Annotated in this window: 1 pseudogene; it reads left to right on the top strand. The window is 45.5% G+C overall.

The features are described from left to right. Positions 1–1476: pseudogene (locus ACH63V_RS18040) on the top strand (hemagglutinin); the annotation flags it as partial.

Genomic DNA, 1476 nt, shown 5'->3' with positions numbered 1-1476 from the left:
CACAAGGGATTGATAACCAGTCAGGCCTGATTGCAACGCAAGCCAAACTGGATATGCAGCAACAGTGGCTGAATAACAGCAAGGGCCAGATTCTTTCGGGTAGCGCCTTAACGTTTGTTGGACAGGATCTTATCAACCAGGGCGGTTTATTACAAAGTGGAGCAGATCTGAACTTTAAGCTCAGTGGTCTGTTTGATAATAGCCAGTCAGGGCAACTGTACAGTGGCGGGAATACTGAGATACAGGCGGGTTCGGTTAAAAATAGTGAGCAGGGCAAGATCAATGCACAGGGTGTATTGAATATTGATGCTGTACAAGGCATTAATAATGCCCAAGGTGTGATGGCTTCAACCCAGCAGATGTTGTTGAAGAGTCAGGGCTTACAAAATGATGGCGGTCAGATCGGTACGGAACAAGGTGATGTACTGATCCAGACGGGTGACTTATCCCTGAATAATGGTTCAGGTGCTATCCAGTCTGGGAAAACCCTGACGCTTGATGTGAATGGTTTAAATAACAGTGGTGTGATCAGTGCGCTGGATCGACTGACGTTAAATAGTCAGGGCGATGTGACGAATGACCATGGGAAGCTCTTGTCGAACAAGCAACTTCAGGTAAGCAGCCAGAACTTAAGTAACCAGTCTGGTGTGATGCAGTCTGGAGCAGGTTCGGCCTTGGATGTTGTGGTCAACGGTACGTTAGATAATAGCCATGCTGGCAGCATTCAAAGTGGAGCAGCTTTGAACCTGCAAGTTAATGCTTTAACTAACAGCCAGCAAGGACAAATCAGTGCACAGGATGCGTTGCATATTATCAGTGCAGGCCTGATTGATAACGAAACTGGCAGCATGGTTGCCAACCAGAACATTAGCCTGAGTGGACAAGGGTTAAATAACCGTCAAGGCCAGATCGGCAGTATTCAGGGTGGGTTATCTGTTGATACAGGTAATCAGGCAGTGGTTAACCAGTCTGGATTATTACAGTCAAAAGCAGATTTAACAGTTAAGGCCTTGTCACTTGACAGCACGGCAGGCCAGATGACTTCACAGGCGAAGATTGATCTACAAAGCCAGCAAGAAGTGAACAATACCCAAGGTGTGATTTCAGCAGATCAGGGGATTGAGGTTAATAGCCAGGGTCTCAATAATAACTCGGGTCAGATCAGCAGTGCCCAAGGCAATATTGTGCTAAATGCAGGCCAAGGGGTCTTGAGTAATCAAACCGGCAAGGTCATTGCAGGGCAGGCTTTACAACTCAACGCAAGTCAGGTGGATAATAGCCAAAAAGGGCAGTTGAACAGTCAAACTACTTTAGCTATTCAAACTGAAAAAGATATTAATAACCAGAGCGGTATTATTGCTGCAAACCAGCAAGTTAACTTAAATAGCCAAGGACTTAATAACAATCAAGGTCAAATCGCAAGTCTCCATGATGTATTAACGATCAACAGTGGTTCAGGCAGTTTAGATAACCAGT

Origin of the sequence: Acinetobacter sp. ABJ-A23_2 (assembly GCF_044538765.1) — a bacterium.
In the GTDB taxonomy this organism is placed as follows: Bacteria; Pseudomonadota; Gammaproteobacteria; order Pseudomonadales; family Moraxellaceae; genus Acinetobacter; species Acinetobacter nosocomialis_A.
The sequence above is the reverse complement of the archived record's forward strand: the minus strand, read 5'-3'. Positions and strand labels throughout refer to the sequence as shown.